The 15,083-nt window shown below is 67.4% G+C and carries 18 protein-coding genes; 6 read left to right on the forward strand and 12 right to left on the reverse strand.

Annotation, left to right across the window (positions count from 1 at the left end; translation table 11 throughout):
* The coding region (locus AC4ELS_RS12855) for a DUF5078 domain-containing protein (RefSeq protein WP_499047652.1) at positions 1–235 on the forward strand (235 nt) is incomplete at its 5' end.
* A gap of 38 nt (positions 236–273) precedes the next feature.
* Here the strand turns inward: AC4ELS_RS12855 and AC4ELS_RS12860 are convergent.
* The 3 genes from AC4ELS_RS12860 to AC4ELS_RS12870 are packed head-to-tail and all read right to left on the reverse strand — an operon-like array spanning position 274 to position 2,537.
* Entirely contained in the window at positions 274–1,401 is a 1,128-nt protein-coding gene (locus AC4ELS_RS12860; protein WP_064886632.1) for a nitronate monooxygenase, read from the reverse strand.
* A gap of 59 nt (positions 1,402–1,460) precedes the next feature.
* On the reverse strand, positions 1,461–2,237 hold the full coding sequence (locus tag AC4ELS_RS12865) for an S-methyl-5'-thioadenosine phosphorylase (protein WP_499047654.1): 777 nt from the start codon (positions 2,235–2,237) through the stop codon (positions 1,461–1,463).
* Positions 2,238–2,243: 6 nt separating this feature from the next.
* On the reverse strand, positions 2,244–2,537 hold the full coding sequence (locus tag AC4ELS_RS12870; protein WP_064886630.1) for a hypothetical protein: 294 nt from the start codon (positions 2,535–2,537) through the stop codon (positions 2,244–2,246).
* Between the two features lie 59 nt (positions 2,538–2,596).
* Here AC4ELS_RS12870 and AC4ELS_RS12875 point away from each other — a divergent pair, with 59 nt between their 5' ends.
* The 3 genes from AC4ELS_RS12875 (at position 2,597) to AC4ELS_RS12885 (ending at position 5,993) form a co-directional block, all read left to right on the forward strand.
* Positions 2,597–3,466, forward strand: a complete 870-nt coding sequence (locus AC4ELS_RS12875) for a 1,4-dihydroxy-2-naphthoate polyprenyltransferase (protein ID WP_499047656.1) — start codon at positions 2,597–2,599, stop codon at positions 3,464–3,466.
* Between the two features lie 146 nt (positions 3,467–3,612).
* Positions 3,613–4,494 carry a type IV toxin-antitoxin system AbiEi family antitoxin gene (locus tag AC4ELS_RS12880; RefSeq protein ID WP_499047658.1) on the forward strand — a complete coding sequence of 294 codons (882 nt, stop codon included), beginning with the start codon at positions 3,613–3,615 and terminating at the stop codon, positions 4,492–4,494.
* 149 nt (positions 4,495–4,643) lie between these two features.
* Complete coding sequence (locus AC4ELS_RS12885) at positions 4,644–5,993, forward strand: MFS transporter (RefSeq protein WP_064886634.1); 1,350 nt, start codon at positions 4,644–4,646, stop codon at positions 5,991–5,993.
* A 38-nt stretch (positions 5,994–6,031) separates the two neighbouring features.
* Here AC4ELS_RS12885 and AC4ELS_RS12890 read toward each other — a convergent pair whose 3' ends face one another.
* A complete protein-coding gene (locus tag AC4ELS_RS12890; RefSeq protein WP_064886629.1) occupies positions 6,032–6,313 on the reverse strand; it encodes a DUF4229 domain-containing protein in 282 nt (93 codons plus the stop codon).
* A gap of 75 nt (positions 6,314–6,388) precedes the next feature.
* On the opposite strand from AC4ELS_RS12890, the gene AC4ELS_RS12895 reads away from it, so the two are divergent.
* A complete protein-coding gene (locus AC4ELS_RS12895) occupies positions 6,389–6,550 on the forward strand; it encodes a hypothetical protein (RefSeq protein WP_165609112.1) in 162 nt (53 codons plus the stop codon).
* Here the strand turns inward: AC4ELS_RS12895 and AC4ELS_RS12900 are convergent.
* The 8 genes from AC4ELS_RS12900 to AC4ELS_RS12935 form a co-directional block, all read right to left on the reverse strand.
* Complete coding sequence (locus tag AC4ELS_RS12900; RefSeq protein ID WP_413784940.1) at positions 6,547–7,869, reverse strand: MinD/ParA family ATP-binding protein; 1,323 nt, start codon at positions 7,867–7,869, stop codon at positions 6,547–6,549. The genes AC4ELS_RS12895 and AC4ELS_RS12900 overlap by 4 nt on opposite strands.
* Positions 7,870–8,198: 329 nt before the next feature.
* Positions 8,199–9,173 carry a c-type cytochrome biogenesis protein CcsB gene (gene ccsB, locus AC4ELS_RS12905; RefSeq protein ID WP_499047661.1) on the reverse strand — a complete coding sequence of 325 codons (975 nt, stop codon included), beginning with the start codon at positions 9,171–9,173 and terminating at the stop codon, positions 8,199–8,201.
* On the reverse strand, positions 9,170–10,696 hold the full coding sequence (gene resB / locus AC4ELS_RS12910; protein ID WP_498886214.1) for a cytochrome c biogenesis protein ResB: 1,527 nt from the start codon (positions 10,694–10,696) through the stop codon (positions 9,170–9,172). Before resB ends, ccsB begins: the two co-directional genes overlap by 4 nt.
* 110 nt (positions 10,697–10,806) lie before the next feature.
* Entirely contained in the window at positions 10,807–11,598 is a 792-nt protein-coding gene (locus tag AC4ELS_RS12915; protein ID WP_064882317.1) for a cytochrome c biogenesis CcdA family protein, read from the reverse strand.
* Positions 11,595–12,200 (reverse strand): TlpA family protein disulfide reductase, encoded by a 606-nt coding sequence (locus AC4ELS_RS12920; protein WP_448443765.1) that lies wholly within the window; start codon positions 12,198–12,200, stop codon positions 11,595–11,597. The genes AC4ELS_RS12915 and AC4ELS_RS12920 overlap by 4 nt, the downstream gene beginning before the upstream one ends.
* Positions 12,201–12,788, reverse strand: a complete 588-nt coding sequence (locus AC4ELS_RS12925) for a histidine phosphatase family protein (RefSeq protein ID WP_064882312.1) — start codon at positions 12,786–12,788, stop codon at positions 12,201–12,203. It abuts the gene before it with no gap.
* Positions 12,789–12,826: 38 nt separating this feature from the next.
* A complete protein-coding gene (gene hemL, locus AC4ELS_RS12930; RefSeq protein WP_448443767.1) occupies positions 12,827–14,137 on the reverse strand; it encodes a glutamate-1-semialdehyde 2,1-aminomutase in 1,311 nt (436 codons plus the stop codon).
* Positions 14,138–14,194: 57 nt separating this feature from the next.
* On the reverse strand, positions 14,195–14,581 hold the full coding sequence (locus AC4ELS_RS12935; RefSeq protein WP_064882308.1) for a nitroreductase/quinone reductase family protein: 387 nt from the start codon (positions 14,579–14,581) through the stop codon (positions 14,195–14,197).
* Positions 14,582–14,637: 56 nt separating this feature from the next.
* On the opposite strand from AC4ELS_RS12935, the gene AC4ELS_RS12940 reads away from it, so the two are divergent.
* The gene (locus AC4ELS_RS12940) at positions 14,638–15,024 is read left to right on the forward strand and encodes a nitroreductase family deazaflavin-dependent oxidoreductase (RefSeq protein WP_448443771.1); all 387 of its coding nucleotides are present in this window, start codon (positions 14,638–14,640) and stop codon (positions 15,022–15,024) included.
* The last annotated feature ends 59 nt before the right edge of the window (positions 15,025–15,083 follow it).

The following is a 15,083-nucleotide window of genomic DNA, read 5'->3' on the forward strand; positions in this document are numbered from 1 at the left end:
CGTCGCCGACCAGCAAGGCGCCCAGGAGCGCATCCACTGGTTCTTCTCCATGGACTACGCCGGCCGCCGCCAGTACTCCGAGAACATGGCCACCAACGCCTTCTTCGAGAACATGTCCTGGCGCTGGCCGAACTGGGCCAAGCTGTTCTTCAACAACAAGGGCGTCGCGGCCAACACCACCGACGTCTGCCAGAACTACCCACCCAACGACATGTCGGTCTGGGACTGGCACTGACGCAGGCGCAGCAGCCGGCCGGGCTCAATCCGGCCGGCTCAGTCCGGCAGTGAGTTGCTCAACCGCTCGGTGGCAGCCAGGTAGTCCTCGATGAAATCGCGGACCACCTCGCGGGCCGGCTTGACCTTGTTCATCAAGCCCACGCCCTGCCCGACGAAATAGGTGGCCAGCGCCTGTGCGCCCGGATGCCCCTGGGCGGCAAGCACATCCACGCGCCGGATGATCGGCTCGGCCAACATGTTCTGCAGCGGTAGCGGAAGAGTCTGGTGGCCACCGGCATTCGGCTGCCAGGCGTCGGTCCACTCCGACTTGAGCTGACGGGCGGGCTTGCCGGTCCGCCCGGTCGAGCGCACGGTGTCCCGCGAGGTCGCGTCGAGCATCTTCTGCACGGTGTGCGGCGCGGTCTCGGCCTCCTCGGTGGTCAGCCACACCGACCCCGTCCACGCACCGGCGGCACCCATCGCCACGGCCGCGGCCATCTGCCTGCCCGTCACGATGCCGCCGGCCGCCAGCACCGGGATGTCACTGCCCGCCTGCTCCAGCGTCTCCAGCACCTCGGGGACGAGCACCAGCGTGCTGACCTCACCGCAGTGCCCGCCGGCCTCGGTGCCCTGCGCGACAATCAGATCCACGCCCGCCTGCACCTGCTTGAGGGCGTGCTCGCGGGCACCCACCAGCGCGGCCACCGGGACCCCGCGCTCGCGGCCGGCCTCGATCATGTAGTCCGGCGGCACCCCGAGCGCGTTCGCGATCAGCTTGATCGGATGGCTCATCGCGACATCCAGCAACTCCCGGCCCGTGTCACCGGACAACGAGGATCCGCCGAAGCGCTGCTTGGCCTCGGGCTCGATACCGTGATCGGCCAGCAGCTGCGCAACGAACTCGCGGTACTCGGCGGGAATGCGGTCGGTGAGCTGTCCCCGCGACAGTTTCTCGCCCTTGCCCTCGAACTTCGCCGGCACGATGATGTCGGCGCCATACGGCTTTCCGCCGACCTGCTCGTCGATCCAGGACAGCTCCTGGTCCAGCTGCTCGGGGGTGTAGGCCGTGGCGCCCAGCACGCCGAAGCCCCCGGCGTTGGTCACCGCGGCCACCACGTCACGGCAGTGACTGAAGGCGAAGAGCGGAAAGTCGATACCGAACTGCTCACAGATCGCGGGTTTCACCCCGTCAGTATTGGCACCCCGACTTGACGGGTGTCAAGAGGGGGTCCGATCTCAGGCCGTCACGGCAGCTCGAACGGCAGCTTCACCCCGTCGTGGGCCAAGCAGTGCGTGCAGGCGCGCTCGGCATCGACGCCCTCCAGCGCTTCGTGCACCAGCTTCTTGAACGGCACCAGGTTGCGCTCGAATTCGGCGAAGACGTCCACCGTCGTCACCCCTGAACCCGCCTCGATTCCCGCATCCAGATCGGTCACCAAAGCGATTGCCGCATAACACATCTCAAGTTCACGGGCCAGCACGGCCTCGGGGTAGCCGGTCATGTTGACCAGGGTGAAGCCCTGATCGGCGAACCACCGACTCTCCGCCCTGGTGGAGAACCGCGGGCCCTGGATCACCACCATGGTGCCCCCGTCGACCACCCCGGGAAGCCCGGCCGCAATGGACCGCAACGCCGGGCAATACGGGTCGGCGAAGCCGACGTGGATCCCGCCGGAATCGAAGTACGTGTCAGCACGGGCGCGGGTGCGGTCCACCAACTGATCGGGCACCACGATCGAACCGGGGCCCAACTCCGCGGTCAGGCTGCCCACCGCGCACGGACCGAAGACACGTCGCACCCCCAACGCGCGAAGCGCCCACATGTTGGCTCGGTACGGAACCGTGTGCGGCGAGTACTCGTGGTCGACCCCGTGCCTGGGCAGGAACGCCACCTCGTGCCCGCCCACCGAGCCGACCGTGATCGGTGCACTCGGCGCACCGTACGGGGTGTCCACGGTGACGGTGCGGGCCTCCGGCCCGAAGAACGAATAGAACCCACTACCGCCGATGACGCCGAGCATGCAGCGTTATTCGCCCTTGTTGTCGGGGGTCACGGCGTCCGCCACGACGTCGACGTCGTCCTGGGCCGTGGGGGCCTCGAAGTCCTCGTCGTCGAAGTCGTCGTCGAAATCCTCGTTGGCCTTGCGGGCGCCGTCGGCGATCTCGAAGACATCGGTGGCCAGGCCGCCGATGACCGTCGCGACGTCCTTGACGGCCGTGGTGATGATCGAGGTGACCTGCCCGACCGTCGAGGCCACGGCCTCCACGGATTCCTGCAGCACGTCCTTGCCGATCTCGGTCTTGCTGAGCTGCTCCTTCATGACGCTCAGTGTAAGAGTCGGGGCGGCGACGCACCCGGCCAGCTCATACGATGGCCGTCGTGGCCAGTTTCGCGCAATGGATCGAGGGCGCTCGTCCCCGCACCCTGCCCAACGCCGTCGCCCCGGTGCTCGCCGGTACCGGCGCCGCCGCCTGGACGGGTTCGGCAGTGTGGTGGAAAGCGTTGCTGGCACTGGCCGTATCGCTCGCGCTGATCATCGGCGTCAACTACGCCAACGACTACTCCGACGGCATCCGCGGCACCGACGACGTGCGGTCCGGCCCGTTGCGGCTGGTGGGTTCCAAGCTGGCCTCGCCGCGGTCCGTCCTGACCGCGGCCGTGGTGAGCCTGGCGGTCGGTGCGGTGGCCGGGCTGGTGCTGGCGGCGTTCAGCGCGCCGTGGCTGATCGCGGTCGGCGCGGTCTGCATCGCCGGCGCCTGGCTCTACACCGGCGGCAAGAAGCCCTACGGCTACCTCGGCCTGGGCGAGGTGGCGGTGTTCATCTTCTTCGGGCTGGTGGCGGTGCTGGGCACGCAGTACACACAGGCCCTGCGGGTCGACTGGGTCGGGCTGGTGGCGGCGGTGGCCATGGGCTCGCTGTCGTCGGCGGTGCTGGTGGCCAACAACCTGCGCGACATCCCCACCGACACCGAGTCCGGCAAGATCACCCTCGCGGTGCGACTCGGCGATGCGCGTACCCGGCTGCTCTATCAACTGCTGGTCGCGGTGGCCCTGGTGCTCCCCCTGGTGCTGATGCTCGCCACGCCGTGGTGCGCGGTGGGCCTGCTCGCCGCAGTGCCTGCGATGCGGGGATTACGGCCGGTGCGTGACGGCAGCACGGGCGCCCAGCTGATCCCGGTGCTGCGCGACACCGGGCTGACCATGCTGGTGTGGGCGATCGCGGTGTCCCTGGCTCTGTTCCTGGGCTGAAGCTCACCCGCGAACAGACGCGAAAGCACCCTCCAGAGACTGTTTTCGGGTACCTCCGCGTCTGCTCGGCGAGGGGAATTGGGGAGTTATCCACAGATCGCAAATTGCATCTTCTGCGTTGGAGAGTGCATCGCCACGATCGAAACGTGTCGATCGACGAGATCTTCGCCGCCAACGGCGGAGTGGCCACCACCGCGCAACTGACCACCGTGATCAGCCGCAAGATGGTGGCCTCCCTCACGCGGGCGGGCGCGATTGTTCGGGTGCGCCGCGGTGTGTACGCACCGCGGTCACCGGAAGTTCTCGATCGACTCGCCGCTCTCGACCTGCTGAACGCGAACCCGGTGGTGGCTTGTATGAGTACGGCAGCCGGGATGTACGGCTTCGACACTGAGAACGACGACCGCATCCACATTCTCGATCCCGGTGTCCGGATCCGGCCCGATTCACATGTCATGGTGCACCAACGACTCGGTGCGCCATTGCGGCGAGTTTCTGGGCGGCTCGCCACGGCCCCCGCGTGGACGGCGATCGAGGTTGCCCGCACGCTTCGCAGGCCAAGAGCGCTTGCCACGCTCGACGCCGCGCTTCGCAGCAACACATGTACCGCCGCGGAGCTGGACGCTGCGGCGGCCGAACAGCGTGGGCGTCGTGGCATCGTCGCGGTGCGCGATCTCCTGCCGCACACCGACGCGCGCGCCGAATCCCCGATGGAGAGCGAGATGCGTCTGGTCTTCATCGATTGGGCGGTACCGACCCCGGAACTACAGTACGAGATCACCGACCGAAGTGGCCAGAAGTGGCGAGTCGACTTCGCCTGGCCGCAAGCCAAACTCGCCGCCGAATACGACAGCATCGAATGGCATGCCAATCCAGCCGCCTTCACCCACGACCGGATCAAGACAGCGCGCTTGCAGGAGTGCGGCTGGACGACAATCCCGGCAGTCGTGGATGACATCCGCAAGCATCCTGAGCACTTGGTGCGTCAGGTGTTGTGGCGCCTGCACTATCCCGCGCTGGCCGGCTGACTTTTCCGTTCCGCGACCGCCCGTTTTCTCCGGCGAGCAGACGCCAAAGCACCCCGCAACGACGGATTTGGGGTACCGGCGCGTCTGCTCGGCAGAAAAGCACTAACGTGGCCGTCGGCCTGCCACGCCAATCACCCTGGGGGATGCGCATGACCACTTCGACCGAGGCGCATCAGCCCGCACCTTCGGGCCGCGCCGAGACCCGGCGCGCCATCTGGAACACCATCCGGGGGTCGTCGGGAAACCTCGTCGAGTGGTACGACGTCTACGTCTACACGGTGTTCGCCACCTACTTCGAAGCGCAGTTCTTCGACAAGGCCGACAAGAACGCCACCGTCTACGTCTACGCGATCTTCGCTGTCACGTTCCTCACCCGCCCGATCGGTTCATGGTTCTTCGGCCGCTTCGCCGACCGGCGTGGCCGGCGCGCCGCACTGACCGTCAGCGTCTCGCTGATGGCCCTGTGCTCGCTGGTGATCGCACTCGTGCCGTCGCGCGAAACCATCGGTGTCGCAGCGCCGGTCATTCTCATCCTGTGCCGGCTGGTGCAGGGCTTCGCGACCGGCGGCGAGTACGGCACCTCGGCGACCTACATGTCCGAGGCCGCCACCCGGGAGCGGCGCGGCTTCTTCTCGTCGTTCCAGTACGTGACCTTGGTGGGCGGTCACGTGCTGGCGCAGTTCACCCTGCTGATCATCCTGACCTCCTTCAGCACCGAGCAGGTCCACGAATTCGGTTGGCGCATCGGCTTTGCCATCGGCGGCGTGGCCGCGATCGTGGTGTTCTGGCTGCGGCGAACGATGGACGAATCGCTGTCGGAGGAACAACTCGAAGCCATCCGGGAAGGCAAGGACAAGAGCGCAGGGTCGCTCTCCGAACTGCTCACCCGCTACGCAAAGCCTCTGCTGCTGTGCTTCCTGATCACCATGGGCGGCACGCTGGCGTTCTACGCCTACAGCGTCAACGCTCCTGCCATCGTGAAGACCACCTACAAGGACCAGGCGATGACGGCGACCTGGGTGAACCTGGTCGGGCTGATCTTCCTGATGGCGATCCAACCCGTCGGCGGAATGATCAGCGACAAGGTCGGCCGCAAACCGCTGCTGGTGTTCTTCGGCGTCGGCGGGGTGATCTACACCTACATTCTGTTCACGTATCTGCCCCAGACACATTCGCCGGTGTTGTCGTTCCTGCTGGTGGCCGTCGGCTATGTGATCCTGACCGGCTACACCTCGATCAACGCGCTCGTGAAATCCGAGTTGTTCCCCGCACACGTGCGCGCCCTCGGCGTGGGAATCGGCTACGCACTGGCGAATTCGATGTTCGGCGGGACCGCACCGGTGATCTACCAGGCCCTCAAGGAAGGCGGCCACGTACCGTGGTTCATCGCCTACGTGACGGCGTGTATCGCCATCTCGCTGGCGGTATACGTGCTCTTCCTCAAGAACAAGTCCGAAACCTACCTGGACCAGGAAAAGGGGTCGGCCTTCATCCGGTAGCGCGAGCGCACCGGATCACGTTCTGGAAAAAGGTCTGCCTATGCGGATTTCGGCGGCTCGTCGCCACGCAGCCGGGCCTGCAACTGCTCACGGTCCTTGCGTCGCCGCTCGTCGACCAGGGCGATGGAGGCCGTCGCCCGCTCACGTAACGGCCGGAACAGCCAGATCCCCAACGGCAGCGCGATCACGATGGCGAACAGCAGCGCCACCACGACCGGGAAATTCGCTACGACCAACTGCCCCACCCCATAGATCGCCGCAGCCAGCACAGCGACCAGCACCAGCCGGGCAACGAGGTAAACCACGACATCGGTGACCATCCGGGAGGTCGAACCACTTCCTGACACGCTCCGAGCCTACCGACGACGCGTATATTCGGATAAAGGAGGTTTCGAGTGGCATATCTACTCCTGCTCATCGTCGCGGCAAGCCTGGTGTATCTCGGCTGGCGGCTGGCGCGGGTCTCTGGCAGTCGACCCAAAACCCGGGTGATCGGCCCCGACGACGATCCGGAATTTCTGCGTCGCCTCGGGCACGGCGACAACCCCCGCAACTAGCGCGGGTCGGGCGCGCGATTCGCTGAGCGACGTGCCCCGGCGAAGTCCGACGCCACCACCGCAGCCAGCTCGATGAGCGCCTCACGGGTGCCGGGCTTGAGCCGTTCCAGGCTGATCTCGGCGCCCTCTTCCAGATGCGGGTCGAACGGCACCAGTCGCACCGCACGGCAACGCCGCGAGAAGTGGTCCACCACCTTGGACAGGTCCACCTTGCCCGAGCGCGGACGCACCGCGTTGATGACCGCGATGGAGTTGCGCACCAGATCCTGATGCCCGTGAGCGTCGAGCCAGTCCAACGTCGCCGACGCGCTACGAGCCCCGTCCACCGAACCCGAGCTGATCACCACCAGCACGTCGGCCTTGGACAGCACGGCCGACATCGCCGAGTGCATCAAGCCCGTCCCGCAGTCGGTGAGCACCAGGCTGTAGAACCGCTCCAACACCTCCAGCGCGCGCAGATAGTCGTCCGAGCTGAACGCCTCCGAGACTGCCGGATCGCTTTCGGAAGCGAGCACCTCCAGCCGGCTCGGCCCCTGCGAGGTGTACGCCCGCACGTCGCTGTAGCGCTCGATGCCTTCGGCGTCGCGCAGCAGGTGCCGCACCGTCGCCGCGGTCTCCAGCGGCACCTTCTGGCTCAGCGTGCCCCGGTCGGGGTTGGCGTCGACCGCCACCACCCGGTCACCGCGGATCGACGCGAACGTGGCACCCAACGTCGCGGTGATCGTGGTCTTGCCCACGCCGCCCTTGAGGGACATCAGCGCGATCCGGTAGCAACCCTGCAATGGCTGGCTGACCTCGCCGATCAGGTTGTTGTGGTGCGTGGTCTTCGGGCTCTCGCCGACGTTGACCTGCTTGAACGACGCGACATAGAGGGCCTTGCGCCAGCCCGAGGTCGGCGGGTTCTTGCGCTGGCCCAGCAGGGCATCGGTGGAGAGGTCGCGGTAGGGCGTGGCGAAGTCAGCAGCGGCGGGCCGCTCAATAGACCCCGCGGCGGGCCGCTCAAAAGACCCCGCGGCGGGCCGCGCATCAACTCCAGCGGCGGGTCGCCCAGGGACGACGGGATGTCCAGGTGCCAGCGGATGTCCGGGCACTGGCTGTCCGGGCACGCCGGGGCGTCCGGCCGGGCCCGCGAAAACTCCGGCAGGTGCTCCGTCGAAACTTCCGGGCACTGGCGGTGCCGTGATCACCGGGACACCGTGCGGCGGTGTCGGGGCGGTCCACTCGGCGGGCAGCGGCGTGGAGACGCCGGGCTCGGAGGGATTGCTGAACCGCTGCTGACCGCGGAATCCGGGTATCGGGGCGAACACCGACGGGACCAGCGGGGGCTCCGACACCGGAGCCGGCGCGACGGCCGGGGCCGGGGCGACGGCCGGGGCCGGGGCGACGGCCGGGGCCGGGGCGACGGCCGGGGCCGGGGCGATCGGGGCGGCCGGCGGTGGGTCGGCGGCAGGCGGGGTGTCCGGATCGACCGAAGCAGGCTCGTCTGCCGGCGCGTCTGTCGATGGTTCGCTGATGTCCTGCGGTGCGGGATCCTGCGCTTCGGACGGCTCGGACACCGGCTCCGACACTGACTCAGACACTGGCTCGGACACGAATTCCCCTCTTTTCCACACGCTTCCGCACGGTCATCTCACCAACCGGACGGTGCCTAGCCAACCCCCGCATACGAATGCAGACCCACGGTCACCAGGTTGATGAAGAACAGGTTGAACACCATCGCGACGAAACCCACCACGTTGATCCAGGCCGACTTGCGGTCCCGCCAACCCGCGGTCGAGCGCGCATGCAGATAGGCCGCGTACACCACCCAGGCGATGAACGACACCGTCTCCTTGGGATCCCAACCCCAGTACCGACCCCAGGCCTCCTCGGCCCAGATCGCACCGAAGATCACCCCGAAACCGAAGATCGGGAACGCGAAGATCGTGGTGCGGTAGGCAATACGGTCCAGCGTCTGCGCGTCGGGCAGCCGATCGATGATCCGCGCGACGGCGCCTTCCCGCCCGGGCTCGCCCAGCGGTGACATCTTCAGCAGGAACAGGATGCTGGCCACACCGGCGACCAGGAACACCCCGGAGCCGAGGCTCACCACGGACACGTGGATGGGCAGCCAGTAGGACTGCAGCGCAGGCATCACAGGCGCGGCGTTGGAGTACAGCCAGCGACCCGACACCGTCAGCAGGATCAGCACCGGAACCAGGACGAACACCCACAGCACGCGGTACTGCGGCTTGCGCAGCACGACCGCGGCGGCGATCAGGCCGCAAAAGCTGGTCAGGTTGATGAACTCGTACATGTTGCCCCACGGCACCCGCGACGTGGCCAGGCCGCGCAACACGATGCAGACGAACAACATGCCGATGCCGACGTAGGTGAGCGCCAGCCCGGTCTTGCCGACCCGCTCGTCGAACGGGCGCCGGGGTTCCTCGGCGACGACGCCGGGAGTGACACTGTCGGCACCGACGGTCGCGCCGACCAGTTCACGGCTTTCGACTTTGCGGCCGCGACTGTAGGCAAGTTCGACGGCGAGCAGGATCAGCGCCCCGACCAGGACCACGACCGACGACGTGAACGCCCAGTCGGAGTACCTGGCAAGCCCGATATCGATGTGCTCGGTATTCACTGCTCCGCCTTCTCTCCTGCCGCCGGCTGCTCGTAGCCCTCCAACAACCGCTCCGTCAGCTTCTCGAACTCATCGCCCCAGCCGGAGTTGTCGGTACGGGCCAGCCCGCCCAGCTCGACGTTCACCGTACCTGCTGGAGCAGCTTGGATCCGAACCCAGATACGGCGTCGACGCACCACCAACGACACCAGCAACCCGGCCATCATGGACATCGCGAACACCAGCACCCACACCTGGGCCGGGTCGTGCGAGACCTGCAGATTGACGAACGGGACCGCACCGTCGAAGCGGACCTTGGTGCCGTCATCGAGCCGGGTGTCCTGGCCTTGCACCAGGTTGACGCGGGCCGCCTTGGTCAGCTGCTTGCGATCGATCAACCGGGGGTCGAGGGAGAACAACGACTGCGGCCGCCCGGTGTCGAGGCCGGTGTCGCCACGATAGATGTCGATGGCCACCGCCGGATCGTTGAGCGCGGGGTAACTCGACGAGAGCAGCGTGCCCTCGAGTTGCTTGGTGGGCGCGAACAGTCCCTGGATCGCGATCTGGTGTTTGCGCCGTTCCTCGGCGTCGGGATACGTACCGGCGGGCGGGTCGATGCGCACGACGCCCGAGGACAGCAGGGTTGTCTGTTCTTCGGGGCGCCACTGGATGGTCTGGCTGCGTTGCTGCCCGTCGGGGAACGTCACGGTGAACGACGGCGCATACCCGTGGCCCTGCAGATACACCCGGTCGCCGCCGATACGCAGCGGATGGTTGACCTCAAGACGGTAGGGCCGCCAGGTGTTCGCGGCCAGATCATCGCCGGACTGGTAGTCGATATCGGCGGCGAACGACAACGCCTGCCCGGTGGGCAGATAGTCGGCGTCGAAGCTGTTGACCCGCAGGCAGACCGGGCTCAGTGACGTGCCGTCGACCGTGTTGCCCGCCCGGAACGAGTCGAAGGCAGCCGGCGAGGCGGTGCAGAATCCAGGCCCGCTGTCGGCGATCACGATGACGTTGCCCTCGTAGCCGAACAGCTTCCCCGCGGCGACCGCCGCCAGCAGACCCAGCAGCGAGAAGTGGAAGACGATGTTGCCGAACTCGCGCAGGTAGCCCTTCTCTGCTGAAATTTCAGTGATCTCGTCCTCTTGTTTGCGGGTGACGGTGCGCCAGCCCTTGAGCCGCCGCGTCATCGTTGTGGCGATCTCGTCGGCGTCGCCCGTCAGCTGCTCGGCCTGGTGTTTGGGGAGCCGGCCCAGGTTGCGCGGTGCAGGCACGGGTACCGCACGCATGCTCCGGAAATGCTCGATCATCCGCGGTGTCAGGCAACCCACCAGGGAGATGAACAGCAACACGTAGATCGAGGTGAACCAGAAGCTGGAGAACACATCGAAGGCCTGCACCCGGTCCAACCACGGCCCCAGGGTGGGATGGGCTGCCAGGTATTCGTCGACCTTGGATTCGTTGAGGCTGCGTTGCGGTAACAGCGCACCCGGGATCGCCCCGAGGGCCAGCAGGAACAGCAGCACCAGCGCCGTGCCCATCGACGTCAGGGTGCGCCAGGTGTTCCGAACCAGCGCGAGCAGACGCGAAAACACCCCGGGCCGCTGAGTCTCGGGTACCTGCGGGTCTGTTCGCGAGTCGGAAGTAACCATCAGATCGGCAGCCTCACATCACTGACGAAGGCGTCGCGCACCCACGATACGAATTCGTTCCACAGGCCGGTCACCAAGGCCGTGCCCACCAGGATCAGCAGCACGCCGCCGAAGATCTGGATGGTGCGGGTGTGCCGGCGCAGCCAGCCCAAGCCCGTCACGGCCCGCGCCGAACCCAGGGCCAGCAGTACGAACGGGATACCCAGTCCCAGGCAGTACGCCAGCACCAGCACCACCCCGCGCGCCACGGTCGCGCCGTCGGTGGCCGAGGCCACTGCGATCACACCGGTCAGCGTCGGGCCCAGGCACGGGGTCCAGCCCAGCGCGAACACCGCGCCCAAAAGCGGTGCGCCGGCCATCGTGGACCACTGCCGCGGGGCGAACCGGGCCTGACGCTGCAGCGCCGGCACGAAGCCGACGAACACCAGGCCCATCAGGATCGTGACGACACCGCCGATGCGTTGCAGCAGAACCTGATTGGCGATCAGCGTGGTGGTCATCCCCAGGACGGCCACGGCGCCGAGCAGGAACACCACGGTGAAGCCCGCCACGAACAACGCGGCCGCGCCGGCCACCCGCAGTCGCGCGGTCCTGGTGGCCTGCCGGGTAGCCCCGGCCTCGGTCGCCACCGGACCCTCCTGCACCCCGACCACCGCGGCCAGATACGAGAGATAGCCGGGCACCAGCGGCACCACGCACGGCGAAGCGAACGACACCAATCCGGCCAGCACGCTGATCCCGAGGGCCAGCAGCACCGGCCCGGCGGCGGCGATCTCGGCGAATCCCGTCATGGCTGCTGTCCTTCGGCAGCCAACCGCTCGACGACCGGTCGCAGATCGTCGGCCAGCAGTTCACGCAGGAATACCGCCGCCACACGGTGCTGACGGTCCAGCACGACCGTCGACGGGATCACCGTGGTCGGGTACTTACCGCCGAAGGCGAGCATGGTGCGCATCGCCGGGTCGTAGATGGACGGGAAGGTGACCTTGCGGTCGGTGACGAAATCGACTGCGGCGTCTCGATTGTTGTCCCGTACGTCGATGCCCAGGAACTGAACGCCGAGGTGGCGCGTCTCCTCATATACCTGCTGCAACTGGCCGATCTCGGCCCGGCATGGCCCACACCACTGGCCCCACACGTTGATCACCACGACCTTGCCGGCGAAATCTTCCAGCGAGAGGGTCTTGCTCGGGTCGGTCAGTTCCGGACCGCTCAATTTTCCTGGGGTGCCCCGCTTTTCGGGCGGGTCGTAGTAGATGTCGGTCTTGCCACCCGGTGCGACGAACTCGAACGTGCCGCCCTGGGCCACCGCGTCGTCACCCGTCGAGCAGCCGGTGAGCAGCACCAGCCCCGCCAGCACCGCCGCACTCACCCGGGCGACCAACGACCTCATTCAGATTCCCCAGGGCTCCGTGTAGCCCCATCGGATCAGTTTGTCGTCATCGAAGGTGAACGACGTGATCGAGGACAGATCGCACAGCCGGCTGTGCGGCAACGGCAGATGCGCCAACTTGCGACCGGTCATCGCCCGGCGCAGCGTCTCCACCGGGAGCTGATGGCTGACACAGACCGCCTCGTGCCCGGCCGCCTTCTCGCGGGCCCGGTGCATGGCCGCCATCATCCGCGGCGCGATCTCGGCATAGGGCTCGCCCCAGGACGGTTTGGCCGGGTTACGCAACTTCGGCCAGTTCCTCGGGTCGCGCAGCGCGCCGTCGCCCGGGGCCACCCGCTCCCCCTCGAACATGTTCCACGACTCGATGAGCTCGTCGTCGGTGTCGATCGCCAGGCCGTGACTCTCGGCGATCGGCGCGGCCGTCTCCTGCGCACGCTCCAGCGGGGAGGCCACGACGTAGACGATGTCCTTGCCGGCCAACCAGTCCGCGGCAGCCCGGGCCTGGGCCTGCCCACGCTCGGACAGGTGGTAGCCGGGCAGCCGGCCGTAGAGCACCTTCTCGGGGTTGAACACCTCGCCGTGCCGCATCACGTGCACTGTGGTTCGTACCGGCACAGCTCGGTTCGTCACGGGCGGGCCTCCGCGGCGGCACGGGCCGCGCCGGGCAGCGCGTCTGCGATGCGCTCGAACGCCTCGTCATCCAAAATGCTTGACACGAACCAGGTTTCGAATGCGCTACAGGGCGGGTACACCCCAGCCTCCAACAGTGCGTGGAAAAACGGTGGGAAACGCCAGGTTTCGGTCGCCTTGGCCGCGGCGAAGTCGTCGACCGGCTCGTCGGTGAAGAACACGCTGAGCATGTTGCCCGCGCGCTGCACGCGATGGACCACACCGGCATGGGTGAGAGCCCCGGTGAGCAGACCGGCCAACCGGTCGGCATTGGCGTCCACCCGGGCGTAAGCGGCGTCGTCGGCGTGGCGCAACGTGGCCAGGCCCGCGGCCATCGCAACCGGGTTACCGGACAGAGTTCCGGCCTGGTAGACGGGCCCCAGCGGGGCCAGCCTGCCCATCACCTCGGCGCTGCCGCCGAACGCCGCGGCAGGCAGGCCGCCGCTCATCACCTTCCCGAACGTGAACAGGTCGGCGTCGACGGGATCGAGTCCGTACCAACCGGCGCGGCTCACCCGGAAACCCGTCATCACCTCATCCAGGATCAGCAGCGCGCCGTGCGCCGCGGTGATCCGGCGCAGCGCCGCGTTGAACCCGGGCAGCGGCGGCACCGTGCCCATGTTGCCGGGGCTGGCTTCGGTGATGACACAAGCGATCTCGTCGCCGAACCGGCCGAAGACCTCTTCGAGCGCGGCAACGTTGTTGTACGGCAGCACGATGGTGTCGGCGGCGGCCGCACCGGTGACACCTGGCGAGGACGGCAGGCCCAGAGTGGCGACGCCCGAACCGGCGTCGGCCAGCAGCGCGTCGCTGTGCCCGTGATAGCAGCCCGAGAACTTGATGATCTTGGCGCGGCCGGTGTAACCGCGGGCCAGCCGGATCGCGCTCATGGTGGCCTCGGTGCCCGAGTTGACCAGCCGCAGCCGCTCGACCGGGGCGACCCGGTCGATGATCTCAGCGGCCAGTTCGGTCTCCGACGGGGTCGGGGCGCCGAAGCTCAGCCCGTCGACCGCCACCTTCTGCACGGCCTCCACGACCGCCGGGTGGGCGTGGCCGAGCAACGCCGGGCCCCACGAACAGACCAGGTCGACGTACCGATTGTCATCGGCATCGGTCAGCCAGTAGCCCTTGGCCGAGGTGATGAACCGCGGGGTGCCGCCGACCGAGTTGAAGGCCCGGACCGGGGAGTTCACTCCCCCAGGGATCACCGCGCAGGCATCGGCGAACAGCTGGGCCGATCGCTGGATGTGCGGTTCGTCAACACGCATGACCACCAGTGTCCCAGCCGGTGCAAATCGGTCAACTACAGGGTGTAGTGGACGCGATCACCCCGCCGGCGTCAGCGCGAACACCGGGTGATCGGCGTCGTCGGGCAGATCGCGGAAGTAACCCTCCACCACCTTCCCCGCCAGCGGGCGGTAGGCGGCGATCACCGGCGCCCGCTGCGGCACCGGAACCTCAGTCGCGAGATACTCCGCGGATCCGAGCCGCACCTTGGGATCGGCCCGCACATTGCGCACCCAGTCCGACTCCCCGCGGGTCGACACCAGGTACCTGACCCCGTCGACGACAGGGACGACCACCGGAATCTGCTGCGGCTGCTTGTTGGTCCGCCGGGTCACGGTGAGCGTCTCGCTGTGCCCCACGCCGGTCGCCATGGCGACTCGGTTGAACACCTTCCGGACGAACCACGGCGGTTTGAGATAGGCCATGGATTCAGTCTCGGCTCATTCGGCCCGGCGCGGCAAGATCGCGGCAAGATGATCTGATGGTGCGATTCTCAGACCGCCGCGCTCGGTTCAATCGACGCGTCACCAACCGGATCTTCCGGCCCATATCGGGCTACCTGCCGATCTGGTCGATCATCGAGCACACCGGGCGGCGCAGCGGCACCATCTACCGCACACCGGTCACGGCGTTCAGCACCGACGACGGGGTGGCGGTGCTCCTGCCCTATGGGCGACAACGGGATTGGGTGAAAAACCTGCAGCACGCGGGCGGCGGCCGAGTGAAATTGCAGGGACGCACCTTCGCCGTCGATCAGCCCCGAATCGTGCCGACCACCCAGGCGCTGCCACATTTGCGGGCGCCGTGGCGCCAACTGATGGCACGCGTGGGTGTCGAGCACACGCTGTTACTCAGACGCGCCGGCTGAGAGCCGAGGCCGCCCACAAGGACGCGGACGCAACCGACCGAAATCCAACCACAGTAGGT

Source organism: Mycobacterium shunyiense, assembly GCF_058270035.1.

Excerpts from the sequence above, each read along its gene's own strand:
- AC4ELS_RS12865 (WP_499047654.1), bottom strand. The coding sequence starts at position 2,237 with ATGCTCGGCGTCATCGGCGGTAGTGGGTTCTATTCGTTCTTCGGGCCG.
- AC4ELS_RS12935 (WP_064882308.1), bottom strand. The coding sequence starts at position 14,581 with ATGGCCTATCTCAAACCGCCGTGGTTCGTCCGGAAGGTGTTCAACCGA.
- AC4ELS_RS12870 (WP_064886630.1), bottom strand. The coding sequence starts at position 2,537 with ATGAAGGAGCAGCTCAGCAAGACCGAGATCGGCAAGGACGTGCTGCAG.
- hemL (WP_448443767.1), bottom strand. The coding sequence starts at position 14,137 with ATGCGTGTTGACGAACCGCACATCCAGCGATCGGCCCAGCTGTTCGCC.
- AC4ELS_RS12890 (WP_064886629.1), bottom strand. The coding sequence starts at position 6,313 with ATGGTCACCGATGTCGTGGTTTACCTCGTTGCCCGGCTGGTGCTGGTC.
- AC4ELS_RS12940 (WP_448443771.1), top strand. The coding sequence starts at position 14,638 with ATGGTGCGATTCTCAGACCGCCGCGCTCGGTTCAATCGACGCGTCACC.
- AC4ELS_RS12915 (WP_064882317.1), bottom strand. The coding sequence starts at position 11,598 with ATGACGGGATTCGCCGAGATCGCCGCCGCCGGGCCGGTGCTGCTGGCC.
- AC4ELS_RS12920 (WP_448443765.1), bottom strand. The coding sequence starts at position 12,200 with ATGAGGTCGTTGGTCGCCCGGGTGAGTGCGGCGGTGCTGGCGGGGCTG.
- AC4ELS_RS12925 (WP_064882312.1), bottom strand. The coding sequence starts at position 12,788 with ATGCGGCACGGCGAGGTGTTCAACCCCGAGAAGGTGCTCTACGGCCGG.
- AC4ELS_RS12885 (WP_064886634.1), top strand. The coding sequence starts at position 4,644 with ATGACCACTTCGACCGAGGCGCATCAGCCCGCACCTTCGGGCCGCGCC.
- resB (WP_498886214.1), bottom strand. The coding sequence starts at position 10,696 with ATGGGCACGGCGCTGGTGCTGCTGTTCCTGCTGGCCCTCGGGGCGATC.